The organism is Streptomyces griseiscabiei (assembly GCF_020010925.1).
GTDB lineage: Bacteria > Actinomycetota > Actinomycetes > Streptomycetales > Streptomycetaceae > Streptomyces > Streptomyces griseiscabiei.
On the sequence record NZ_JAGJBZ010000001.1, the window covers coordinates 672,852 to 684,631 of the forward strand.

Sequence of the window (11,780 nt, forward strand, 5' to 3'; positions counted from 1 at the left end):
GGTGCAAGTGCCTTTGCCGGTACGGGCGTTGGGGTCGGTGTCGGTCCGGGCCGCCTGGCCGGGGGTGGTTTCCGGGGTGGGAACGACTTCACGGAGGCCGGCGGCTTCGGGGCCGCCGGGAGCGACTTCGGGGCCGGGGGCTCGCGCTACGACGGAGACGCGGGGGTGGGTGCCGGTGCCGGTGGGGACATGGGTGCCGGTGAGGGTGCGGGTGCGGGAGCCGGTTCGGGTTCCCATGCTGGAACGGGGTCGCGCGCGGGTCGGGGGCGGGGCGGGGGCGCCAGGCGCAGGAGCCGGGGCGTCCCCGACGCCGGAGACGTAGGGCGCGGGAGCGGTGTCGGTGGTGACGGTGGCGCGGGCGCGGGCCATGGCGTCCGGGACACCGGCGGTCCTGAGACCGGCTTCGGCGACGGAGACTCCGGCCGCCGTGGGACCGGCCCCGGCTTCGGCCGGGACACCGGCGGTCCTGGGACCGGTTTCGGCTCCGGCGTGGGGCCCGGCGGGTCCGAGTACGACTGGTCCGCCGGTAACGAGGGGCTGAGCGAGGGGACTTCGGCCCGCGAGACGTCGGCCCAGGACGCACCGGGCTTCGGCACCTCGGCCCACGACGGTCCGGGCCACGACTCATCAGCCTTCGGCACCCGACCGCCGGGAACCCCGTCGCGCGGTGCGCCCTTCGGCGGGACCCCCGCGCACGGCACTGCCGCCGTCCCCGGCACCCCGGTCTTCGGCGAGGCCTTCGACAACCCGCCGTTCGGGAACCCGGAGTACGGGAACCCGGGGTTCGGCGGCGGCGAGGGCTCGTTCGGCGGCGCTCGGCCCGGGTTCGACGGCGGTCAGGGCGCGTTCGGCGGCGCACCCGCGCAGGGCACGCCCCCGCACGGTTCGCCGATGTACGGCACCCCGGCCCACGGCACGCCCGCGTACGGCACCCCGCCGCACGGCTCCCCCGCGTACGGAAGCCAGGGGTACGGAGGGCAGGCGTACGGCACTCCGGCGCACGGCAGCCCGGTGTACGAGCCCCCGGTCTACGAGCCGCCCATGTACGAGCAGGCCCCGCCCGAAACCCGGGACGCCTCCGGTACGGCCGCGGCCGACGACGGTTCCGCCGCGCCGCCGCCCGGCCCGCTGGTCGTGGACCGGCGGACCCGGCAGGTGTGGGTGGGCGAGGTGCCGGTCGCGCTGACGCCGAAGGAGTTCGAACTGCTGGCGCTGCTCACGGAGGACCCCGGCGCCGTCTACTCCCGGCAGCAGATCCTCAACCGTGTCTGGGACGAGCACTACCAGGGCCCGACCAAGACCCTGGACGTCCATGTCGCCACACTGCGCCGCAAGTTGGGTGATCCGGCGTGGATCCAGACCCTGCGCGGAGTCGGCTTCCGGCTGGCGGTACGCACCCCCGGCCGGGCACCGGGACCGGCACCGGGCCAGAACCGGGATCAGGGTCAGGAGCAGGAGCAGGGTCGGCCCGCCGGGCACGGGCGGGGGCAGGGCACGGGCCTCGGCCGGGGATCCGGCAGGCATCGCACCCGTGAGGCCAGGGCGTCATGACCCGACGCCTGCTGCTGAGCTACCTCAGCCTCGCCGCCCTGGTCCTGCTCGGCCTGGAGATCCCGCTGGGCTTCGTCTACTCGCGGGCCGAACGCGAGCGGATCGTCAACTCCGCCAACGACGAGGCCGAGTCGGTGGCCGCGTACGCGGCGCTGTCCCTCGCCGCCGGACGCCGGGACGAACTCGTCGAACGCGCCCGGCACTGCGCCGAGCGCATCGGCGGGAAGGTCGTCATCGTCGACGCGGACGGGAAGCTGCTGGCCTCCTCCCACTCCCTGTCCGCCGACGAGGAGGAGACCCTGTCGTCCCAGCCCGAGATCTCCGCCGCGCTCCGGGGCAGCGCCACCACGGACGTACGGACGACGACGACCGGCGGGGTGCACTACCTGTCCGTGGCCGCTCCGGTCGGCCACGCCACGACCGACACGGGCACGGGCACGGGGACGGGGACGGGGACGGGGACAGGTTCTGGCTCGGGCTCGGGCTCGGGCTCGATCACAGCCGCACGTACGACCACATCCACCGCCACCGCCACAGCCACCGCCACATCCACAACCGCGCGCCCGGCCTCGGCCTCGGCCGCGTCGGCGCAGGGTGCCGTGCGCGTCACCCTCCCCACGACCATGGTGCACGCCCGCGTGTTCGCGGTCTGGCTGCTGCTCGCGCTGGCCGGGCTCGCGGTGCTCACCGGGGTCGCGGCGGTGGCGTTCGCGTTCGCGCGCTGGACGGGGCGTCCCATCCGGCAGTTGGAGGAGGCGACGCACCGGCTGGCCGAGGGGGGTGCGGCCACCAGCGTGGTGGTCACCTCGGGCCCGCCGGAGGTACGGAGTCTCGCGACGGCCTTCAACACGACCGCCGCCCGCCTCGAACACCTGCTGGCCTCCCAGCGGGCCTTCGCCGGTGAGGCCTCGCACCAGCTGAAGACCCCGCTGGCGGCACTGCGGCTCCGGCTGGAGAACCTGGAGCCGGACATCGCCCGGCGCGCCCGGCCCAGCCTCGACGCCGCCGTCACCGAGACGGACCGGCTGGCCCGGATGGTCGAGGGGCTGCTGGCGATGGCCCGGCTGGAGGAGGCGGCGGCCATCCCCGCCCAGGTCGATCTGGGCGGCGTCTGCGCGGAACGGCACCGTACGTGGGGGCCGTTGTTCGAACGCGAGGGGGTCTCGCTGGTCCTCTTCGCCGGTGCGGTCGGCCCGGTGACGGCCGTCCCCGGAGCCGTGGAGCAGATCCTCGACAACCTGCTCTCCAACGCGCTGCGCGCCTCGCCCGCGCACAGCACGGTCACCATGGAGCTACGGCTCCTCGTGCCCGCCCGGCGGGCGCTGCGCGACGCCCGGCCCAGCTGGGTCGACCTCCATGTCACCGACGAGGGGCCCGGGATGACGCCCGAGCAGCGCGCCCGCGCGTTCGACCGCTTCTGGCGCGCCCCCGGCGCGCCCAAGGGCGGCACCGGTCTCGGTCTCTCCCTCGTACAGCGTCTGGCGCATGCGAGCGGCGGGGACGTGACACTGCGGGAGGCGGCGACGGGCGGGCTGGACGCCGTGGTGCGTCTTCCGTCGGCGGAGCCGCCGGTTCCGCCGCCCGGCCACGGGTTCGGAGGCAGGCCGGGGCAGCGACGTCGTGAGGCTCCACCGCTGCCGGCCTGAACCGGGGCCCCCGCCGGCCTGAACCGACGGCCCCTGTGAATAACCCCGTAGAGTCATGGGTTGTCCATGCTCCGTCAATCACGCTCCCCTAAGTTCCATCAGCGCGCGACCCCGCCGCCGACCGGCAGGCGGGCCGGTCAAGGCACTCAAGGCACCCCTTGGAGCGACTGTGGAACGTCGTACTCTCCTGCGCGCGGCCGTACTCGGCGGCACCTCGACCGCCTTCGGCGGAACCCTGTGGCGCGGCGCCGCGTACGCCGCGCCCGCCCAGCCCGGCACGGGCCCGTACGGGGCGCTCGGCGCGGCGGACGCCAACGGCCTCCGGCTCCCGGGCGGCTTCACCGGCCGGGTGATCGCCCGTTCCGGCCAGACGGTCCCCGGTACGTCGTACACCTGGCACAACGCCCCGGACGGCGGCGCCTGTTACGCGGACGGCACCGGCTGGATCTATGTCTCCAACTCGGAGATCAACCCCTCCGGCGGCGCCAGCGCGGTGCGGTTCTCGTCGACGGGCACGGTGACCTCGGCGTACCGCGTCCTGTCCGGCACCCGCCAGAACTGCGCCGGTGGCAGGACCCCGTGGAACACCTGGCTGTCGTGCGAGGAGGTGGACCGCGGCTATGTCTACGAGACCGATCCGTGGGGCACGAACGCGGCGGTGCGGCGGGACGCGATGGGCCGCTTCAAGCACGAGGCGGCGGCGGCCGACCCGGTCCGCCGGGTGGTCTATCTGACGGAGGACGAGACGAACGGCCGCTTCTACCGCTTCGTCCCCACCACTTGGGGCAACCTGTCCTCCGGCACCCTCCAGGTGATGGTCGCCGGGACCGCCACCTCCGGCACCTACACCTGGGCCAACGTCCCCGACCCGGACGGCTCCCCCACCAGCACCCGCACCCAGGTCCCGGGCGCGAAGTCCTTCAACGGCGGCGAGGGCTGCCACTACGCCGACGACACGGTCTGGTTCACCACCAAGGGCGACAACCGCGTCTGGCAGCTCGATCTCGCCGCCGGCACCTACGAGTTGGCGTACGACGACTCCCTGGTCACCTCCGGGACGGCGCCCCTCACCGGCGTCGACAACATCACCGGCACCGCCTCCGGGGACCTCTATGTCGCCGAGGACGGCGGCACCATGGAGATCTGCCTCATCACCCCGAACGACACCATCGCCCCCTTCCTCCGCGTCGACGGCCAGTCCTCCTCCGAGATCACCGGCCCCGCCTTCTCCCCCGACGGCCGCCGCCTCTACTTCTCCAGCCAGCGCGGCACGAGCGGCAGTTCGTCGGGCGGCATCACGTACGAGGTGACGGGCCCGTTCCGCAGCTGACGCGGAATTCGGAACGGCATTATCGAACTCATTCTCACGCAAGACTTGTTCGATTCCGCTTCTGCTAGGTTCAGCGGGTGGTCATGCCCAACGAACCGGGGCCAAAGAGCCTCCAGGAAAGCCTCGGAATCAGCGCTCGCCCGCGCAAGGTTCTCCTGGCGGCATGCGGTACTCGCGGGGACGTACAACCCTTTCTCGCATTGGCCGTGGCGCTGCGTCGCCACGGCCATCACCCGTTATTGGCCGCCCCTTCCTCGTACGCGTCCGACGCCGCCGCGTACGGCGTCGATTTCGCCGCGATCGACGACGGCCCGACCCGGATCCTCGACGAGACGACGACCCGCGGAACCATCGACAAGGGCCTCACGGGCGTGCGGGGGAAGATCGCCGCCGCGCGGACCGTCGCCCGCCTCAAGCGGCTGCTCATCGCCCCGCTGCGCGATGTGGCCGCGATCGCCCACGACCACGGCGACATCGCGGCGGTGGTGCATTCGGCGGCGTTCCCCGTCCAGCACGTGGCCGACATGCTGGACGTACCCGCCGTCGTCGTGGCGCTGCAACCCGGCTGGATCCCCACCGACCTGTTCCCCTGCCCGCTGATGCCGCTCCCCCGCGTACCGCGTCTCCTCAACCGGAGCACGTACGCCGTGGTCGTGGCCGCCCAGCGGTCCCGCGAGGTGGAGCGCTGGCGGACCACCGAACTGGGCCTGGCCGCACGCCGGCACGGCGCCCGACGGTGGCTGCGGGACCCCGAGGGGCGGCGACGCCCGGTGCTGCAGTCGTTCAGCAGGCATGTCACCCCGGTCGACCCGGCGTGGGGCGACGCCGTACGCACCACGGGTTTCTGGTACCTCCCGGCCCGCCCCGACTGGACACCGCCCCCGGAGCTGACCCGCTTCCTGGACGAGGGCCCGCCTCCCGTCTACATCGGCTTCGGCAGCATGGCCGGCACCCGGGGACGGCGGAACAACGCGCTGGTCACCGAGGCGGTCCGTCTCACCGGCGTACGAGCGGTGGTCGCGACCGGCTGGGGCGGTATCGACGCGTCGGGCGGACCCGCCACCTCCGCGACCCGCTCCGCCCCTTCGCCGTCGCGCATCCTGGCGATCGAACAGGCCCCTCACGACTGGCTCTTCCCCCGTACGGCCGCGGTCGTGCACCACGGCGGCCCCGGCACCGTCGGCGCCGCCCTCGCCGCGGGGCGCCCCCAGGTCCTCTGCCCCCACATGGGCGACCAGACCCACTGGTCCGCCCGTATGCACGCACTGGGCGTCGCCCCCGCCCCCCTCGCGGCCCGCGCCCTCACCGCGCGCGGGCTGGCGGACGCGATCACCACGGCGGTGACGGACCGGCGCCTGGTTCACCGGGCCGGTGAAATCGCCCCCTTGGTCCGGGCCGAGGACGGCGTCGACGCAGCGGTGAATTCCCTGCTGACCCACTTCATCTGATCCCCCCACACACATCGCGAACGAAGGCCCCGAGTGCTGCAAATCCCGTTCTCAGAAGCCACCGTCGAACCTGGGACCGTAATCTCCTGGTCCCTGCGAACAAGGAACTCCTCTCCAGAAGAAAAGAACTCCCCCCTCCCTTTCCCTCCCTCTTCGACTTCCCCTTCCACTTCCGCTTCCGCTTCTTCCGTATCGGCATCGGCATCGGCATCGTTCAATCAGGACAAGCATCATTTGTCGTCCGAGGCGTCTCGGAACACGAGTGACGGAATCGCCAGTTCGATCACGGTCACCTTCGAGATCGCGGGCCGGCTGGACACGGCGGCGCTGGAATCGGCGCTGCTGCTCCTCGTGCGGCGGCACGAGGTGCTGCGCAGCGAGTTCCGGCGCCTGGCCGGGGACCTGAACTGCACGGCGCTGGCACCGGAGTCCATGGTCCTGGAGGCGGAGGAGGTCGGCCGTTTCCACACCGGCGACGATCTGCACATCCACCTCGACAAGACGTTCAAGAGCATCGACACGCTCTCCTGGCCGCTGTTCCTGATGGGCGCGGTGGTCCGCGAGGCGAGCGCGACCGTCTATCTCTGCTTCGACCACATCGTGTGCGACGGCCTGTCCATGCCCGTCGTCGTGAACGAGCTCCAGACCGCGTACGCCGCCCTCACCGCGAGGCGCACCCCCGAACTCCCGTCCACGGGAAGCTATTTGACCTTCGGCGACAACCAGCGCCGCCGGTATGCCGCCCTCGGCGCGGACGACGACCGCCTGGCGTACTGGAAGGACTTCATCCGCGGCAACGGCGGCTTCTTCCCCAGGTTCCCCTTCGATCTGGGCGTCCCCGAGGACCAGCTGTACCCCCTGGTGAACCGGGCGCTCCCCCTCCTGGACCCCCACCGGACCGACGCCCTGGCGGCGGGCGCCCGCGCGTCCGGCGGCAGTGTCTTCACGGCCGTACTGGCGGCCGCGGCGACCGCCCAGCACCGTTTCGGAGGGCCGGGGGTCTACCGGGGCCTGCTGCCCGTCAGCGAACGGACGGCGGACGACGAGGGGGCCCTCGGTGTCACGGGGGAAGCCCCGAACCCTTGGCTGCACTCCATCGGCTGGTTCGTGAACACGATGCCGATCGAGTTCCAAGTGGCCGAGGGCGGCACGGACCACGCCACCACCATTGCGCGGGCGCGCACGGCGTACGGCGAGCTGCAGCGGCACACCGGCGTGCCCTTCGTGCGGGCCTGGGAGTTGCTGGCCCCGGAGACCTTCTCCCTCCACCACTGGCCGTGTCCGGTGAACTTCTTCTCCTACATCGACTTCCGGCGGACGCCCGGCGGCCTCCACCACCCGCTCTGGAACCCGAGGTTGCACGTCTGGGCGGCCCGGGGCAACGGCATCAGCCACTGGTTCCACCGCACCGCCACCGGCCTCCACGTCAACATGCTGCATGTCGACACACCCCAGGCACATGAGATCAGCGACGCCCTGCACGACGAACTCGTACGGGTCCTGCTGGAGATGGCGGGCGAACGGGACGCGGGGCGGGCGCTGTCCATCCCACGGCCGTCGCGGGAGGCGACGACGGCATCGACGGCACGGAACTGACCTGCGCAGAGGGGCCGGCGGCGGCGTCCCGTCACATCGACCGGGCCGCCGGCCCCGGCTCACCGGAACTCGTGGACGACCTCGATCCGACCCACGAGGTGCGCGTTGAACTCGTCCAGTTCCTCCGCCGGCACCCACAATTCGAGGATCGTCTCGCCGCCGGCCTGCCGCACGGGGTAGCGCCGCAGGAACTCGGCGTCCACCTCGAACCGGGTGACGAACCCCGCCCCGTCGTGCTTCACGTTCCAGTCCCGGGCGATCTTCACCGCGTACGCCTCGTCGAGGACCGGGTAGAAGATCGGCTGCTCGGGCAGCCTCGGCGGCCAGGCCCGCCATCCCGAGTCCCGCACCAATCCCAGCTCCACGGGGCCGGTGGGCCGCCACAACGTCCTCGTCGGCTGCCTGCTCACGGATCGGTCCGCCTTCTCTGCGCGGCGACCGCGGGTTCGGCCGGCCGGGGGGCCGACGGTATCCGCGGACTCGGCCCGGCAGCCACCGGGTTTGCGCCGGACCCGCGGGAGAGGGCGGTGCCCGGTGCGGGACGCCGCCCTCTCCTGTCCTGTCTCACCACGGCCGCCGTCGCGTCAGTCCCGCCGGATCAGCTCCGGGTCGATCCGCCGCCCGACGAGCGGCAGCGCGCCGATGGCGGCGACGGCCACCGCGCCGAGTGCGCAGGCCAGCAGCAGGGGGATTCCGGCGCCGTCCCAGTAGACGGCGCCGCCCCCGGTCACGAGATAGCTGGACTCCGCCAGCTTCCCGGCGACCACGGCCAGCACCAGCCCCACGGCCAACGGGACCACCACCTGCGCCACTTGCACGGCCCGCAGCGTACGCGGCCGCGCGCCGAGCAGTGACAACGCGGTGACCTGTGGCTTTCGCTCCACGGCGCGGTCCGTGGCGGCGACGAGGTAGGCGGCTACGCCGATGATCAGGCCGAGGACCATCCCGATGCCCAGCAGACTCTTCACCACGGTGATCTGCTGCAGCGATGTGACCACCACCCCCGGTGTGTCGACCTCCGTGGTGGGGTCCACGCCGCCGATGCCGTCCAGTACCTGACGGACCGTCTCGGGGGTTGAGCTGCTGAGGAGGGTGAGGGTGGCGGAGTCGGGGCGGAAACCTTCCGGAAGCGCGGAGGGCGGCACCAGTACGTCGCCGCTGCCGAAGATCGGCCAGCCCGGGTAGCCGCTGAACCGCAGTGTCTGTCGTGGCACCGCTACTTTCATGGCGTGCCGCTCGCCTCCCCTTCGCATGTCGAAGAGGAAGGTCGCTCCGGGCTTGCTGGCCTCTGCGTACAGCTGACCCGGATCCCAGAGCCGTACCGGGCGGTCGTCCACACAGTTGTCGACCCGGGGCAGCATTCCGCGCAGCTGCGCGCAGGTGGCCACCACGGCACGGATGGCCGGAACCATGTGGTCGATGTCCGCGCTGGTCCGCGACTCCATGACCACCGCGTGCGCGCGAACGCCCTTCACCTGCTGCCAGGCCCGCTGCTTCTCGTCGGTGACACCCTTGAGCGGAATCGTGTACTCCTGGACGGGCAAGGTGTTCTTGCTCACTTGGTCCAGTTCGATGAGTACTCCCTGGACGAGCGACGCCGCGAAGACCAGGATCACCAGTCCGGTCGCCACCCTCAGTGCGCCCCCGGCCTCGATCTCGTTGCGCCGCATGGCAAGGCCCAGAGAGACCGAGTGGGTGGCTCGGGCCACTTTCCGGGAGAGCGTTCGCGAGAAGACCGGCAGCATCATCACCAGCCCGACGCCGACCAGAACGACGGCAAGCGGCATGAGGATCGAGGAGAGTGCCGTCTCCCGGGGTGCGTTGCCCGTCGCACCGGCCACGCAATACCCCATCACGATCCCCAGTCCTGGAACCAGTGGGAGCAGACCCCACTTTCCGGGTGACCTCTCCGCTGCGCTGCGACGGACGGCCAACGGGTTCTCCGCCGCCTTCCTCGCGCTCGCCCGGCCCACGAACCAAGCGAGGGTCGGACAGCCGAAGAGGCAGGCCAGGGCGGTGGACAGGGACAACGAACCGTCCGAGGGGTACCACTTGAAGCCTGGCACCCCCACTCTCGAGACGAGTTGGTTGGCTACCTCGTAGATACCCAGACCGAGCACGGCACCCAGCAAGGCCGCTGCGACCGTCTCGGCGGCATTGACCCTCTGGGTGCCCCTCCTGCTCAGTCCCAGCAGCCGCAGTGCCGCCAGCCGCCGGGTGCGAGCGGCCGCGGAGAGCCGGGCACACACGGAGAGGAACACGGCCAAGGGCAGAAGGACGACGCCGGCCAGCGTGAACCGGACGATGTCGAGAGTCGACGGGTCCACCGTCGGCAGGCTCGCGGACTCTTTGCCGAAGAACCCCACGGGTTGGCCGCCCTCCAGCTCTCCCCGGCCTACGCCGACATAGGCGTACAACTCGTCGGGGTGAGCCAGCCCTTGGGCACCGATGGTTCCTCGCTGCGTACCTGGCAGCAGTTGAGCCAGGCCGGGCTCCCGCCGCAGAATCTCGCTCAACCGGGGAGAGACGAACAGCGCACCCGGACCTGGAAGTTCACCCAGACCCGGCGGTGGTTGGGCAGGCTTGTCCCCTCGGACCACGAAGACGCGGGTGAGGGGTTCCGCGGCGTAAGGGTCCGTCCTGGTCAGCAGGGAGGAGCCGCCCTCGGGTACAACACAGGCGAAACGGTGCGGGTCCGTGACGCAATCCGGCTCACGCGCCGCCTTACGCCCGTCCTGCGCGGCCAGAATCCCGGGAATCGCCAGAACCATGGCCAGACAGCCCACCCCGACGGCACTCCCCACGACCATGAGCAGGAAACGCACCCGGCTGCCCCGCCCCGCCCCCATCAACAGCCGAAGCCCCAGGACGAGTTCCCTCACGACACCTCCCTCACCTGAGCGGAGAGGACGCCGTCGCGCATCGTGTAGCGGCTGTCCGCACAGGCCGCCACCTCTGAGTCGTGTGTCACCAGCACCACCGCGGTTCCCTGCGAGCGGGCAAGGGTCAGGAACTCTTCGAGCACGGCAGCGGCGTTGCCGCTGTCGAGCGATCCCGTCGGCTCGTCGGCGAAGACCACAGCGGGACGGTGCACCAGCGCTCGAGCCACCGCGATCCGCTGACTCTGGCCCCCGGAAACCTGTGAGGGCCGCCGCTCGCGCAGATCCGCGAGCCCGAGGCGGCCGAGCACCTCTCCGGCAGCGGCATGCGCCTCCTTCTTGCGCTGTCCGGCGAGGCGCAGAGGAAGCGCGGTGTTCTCCTCGACCGTCAACTCGGGTAGCAACTCGCCGTACTGGAAGACGAACCCGAACCGTTCTCGGCGCAACTCGCTGAGTTCCTCGTCATCCAGGTCACCGAGGCGGCGCCCCTCGAATCGGACCTCACCACTGGCCACCGGCAACACCCCGGCCAAGCAGTACAGCAGCGAGGACTTCCCCGAGCCGCTCTGCCCGGTGATCGCCGCGACCTCCCCCCGGCTCAGGGTGATCTCGGCGTTCCTGACTGCGGGGGTCTCACCGTAGAGAAGGTCGACTCCCTTGGCGCACAGGACTTCTGATGTCTTGATCTCGTTCCCCTAAGAAGAGCACGAGCCCAGGCGAGGACGCCTGGGCTGTGGATGCCGGGTGGGCTCAGCGGAGTTCGTACGAGAAGTACTTGGTGGGCGAGCAGTTGTCGGGCCGCAGAGAGCCCCGGTCACGACACACCCGGAGTTTCGCGTCGTCCGTGTACTGCTGTGCTCCGCTCCAGTCGGAGTGACGGATGCGTACCGTGCTCCGCTGCTTCCCGTAGTACCGCGCCCAGCCGTGCCCTTCGACACCGACCTGCACGTACACGTTGTGACCGTCTTCGGGGTAGGCGTCCTTGAGATCTCCGGCCCACTCGAACGAGCCGTGATCGGTACCAGGAGGATTGAACTTGTAGGTCCCGCGCTCGAACTGGACACCAGCCGACCGGAGCAGCGGAATCTTCCCCTTCTGCGCAGCAAGCGCCGCCCCCGCCCCCGACAGCATCAGCCCCGCCGCCACGATCCCGACCAGCATCTTCTTCATGCGCCCCTCCGTAACCACCAGCGGCCCCAACGACCACCATCAATTACGGAATGTAATGCCGCGCGCACGCAAAGAAACGATCGCCCTACCCCATCACCACCGAATCAGGTGATCTTGAAGCACACGAGGCAACAAAAGATGCACACCCCCACAAACCGAG

9 protein-coding genes are annotated in these 11,780 nt (G+C 71.3%); 5 read left to right on the plus strand and 4 right to left on the minus strand.

The genetic code is table 11. The features are described from left to right. Positions 1 to 1,041 precede the first annotated feature (1,041 nt). The 5 genes from J8M51_RS02895 to J8M51_RS02915 all read left to right on the plus strand — a co-directional run bounded on the left by J8M51_RS02895 (position 1,042) and on the right by J8M51_RS02915 (position 7,571). Entirely contained in the window at positions 1,042 to 1,551 is a 510-nt protein-coding gene (locus J8M51_RS02895; RefSeq protein ID WP_398856267.1) for a winged helix-turn-helix domain-containing protein, read from the plus strand. Further along, positions 1,548 to 3,197, plus strand: coding sequence for a sensor histidine kinase (locus tag J8M51_RS02900; protein WP_086758075.1), 1,650 nt, complete (start codon positions 1,548 to 1,550; stop codon positions 3,195 to 3,197). Before J8M51_RS02895 ends, J8M51_RS02900 begins: the two co-directional genes overlap by 4 nt. A 169-nt stretch (positions 3,198 to 3,366) precedes the next feature. Next, positions 3,367 to 4,527 (plus strand): alkaline phosphatase PhoX, encoded by a 1,161-nt coding sequence (locus tag J8M51_RS02905; protein WP_086758073.1) that lies wholly within the window; start codon positions 3,367 to 3,369, stop codon positions 4,525 to 4,527. Between the two features lie 83 nt (positions 4,528 to 4,610). After that, a complete protein-coding gene (locus tag J8M51_RS02910) occupies positions 4,611 to 5,975 on the plus strand; it encodes a glycosyltransferase (protein WP_086758080.1) in 1,365 nt (454 codons plus the stop codon). A gap of 234 nt (positions 5,976 to 6,209) precedes the next feature. Next, positions 6,210 to 7,571: a condensation domain-containing protein gene (locus tag J8M51_RS02915; protein WP_256965338.1), complete on the plus strand. Its 1,362-nt coding sequence runs from the start codon at positions 6,210 to 6,212 to the stop codon at positions 7,569 to 7,571. A 59-nt stretch (positions 7,572 to 7,630) separates the two neighbouring features. Here J8M51_RS02915 and J8M51_RS02920 read toward each other — a convergent pair whose 3' ends face one another. The 4 genes from J8M51_RS02920 to J8M51_RS02935 all read right to left on the minus strand — a co-directional run bounded on the left by J8M51_RS02920 (position 7,631) and on the right by J8M51_RS02935 (position 11,620). Next, entirely contained in the window at positions 7,631 to 7,981 is a 351-nt protein-coding gene (locus J8M51_RS02920) for a hypothetical protein (RefSeq protein ID WP_086758069.1), read from the minus strand. 174 nt (positions 7,982 to 8,155) lie between these two features. Continuing rightward, complete coding sequence (locus tag J8M51_RS02925) at positions 8,156 to 10,453, minus strand: FtsX-like permease family protein (protein WP_086758067.1); 2,298 nt, start codon at positions 10,451 to 10,453, stop codon at positions 8,156 to 8,158. Then, positions 10,450 to 11,136 (minus strand): ABC transporter ATP-binding protein, encoded by a 687-nt coding sequence (locus tag J8M51_RS02930; RefSeq protein WP_086758065.1) that lies wholly within the window; start codon positions 11,134 to 11,136, stop codon positions 10,450 to 10,452. The genes J8M51_RS02925 and J8M51_RS02930 overlap by 4 nt, the downstream gene beginning before the upstream one ends. Before the next feature lie 64 nt (positions 11,137 to 11,200). Beyond that, the gene (locus J8M51_RS02935) at positions 11,201 to 11,620 is read right to left on the minus strand and encodes a hypothetical protein (protein WP_086758063.1); all 420 of its coding nucleotides are present in this window, start codon (positions 11,618 to 11,620) and stop codon (positions 11,201 to 11,203) included. Between the last annotated feature and the right edge of the window lie 160 nt (positions 11,621 to 11,780).